1 protein-coding gene is annotated in these 315 nt (G+C 72.1%); it reads left to right on the top strand.

All coding sequences use genetic code 11. The annotated features are described in order from the left end of the window. Window positions 1–68: 68 nt before the first annotated feature. Window positions 69–315: hypothetical protein (locus AC0L3U_RS38945; RefSeq protein ID WP_473365047.1), on the top strand; the 247-nt coding region annotated here is incomplete at its 3' end.

Below are 315 nucleotides of genomic sequence, written 5' to 3' on the forward strand. Positions count from 1 at the left end.
CATGAGCCTCGGCGGCTGCAGCAGCGGTGGTGGCGGGCATAAATCCAACGTAGCGGCGTCCTCGCCGGATGCTGGCGCAGGTGCCGGTGGTGGTGCGGGTGGCGGAACCGGTGGTGGCACTGGTGGCGGCGACGGTACGGGTGGCGGCACTGGTGGTGGTACCGGTGGTACTGGCGGCGGCACTGGCGGAACCGGCGGTGGCACTGGCGGTACCGGCGACGGCACTGGTGGTACCGGCGGCGGCACTGGTGGCGGCACTGGTGGCGGCAGAGGTTCCACAACCACCCCCCTCGTCAGTGGCCAGATCGCCGGCAC

This window comes from Bradyrhizobium sp. Kon69 (genome assembly GCF_055807515.1).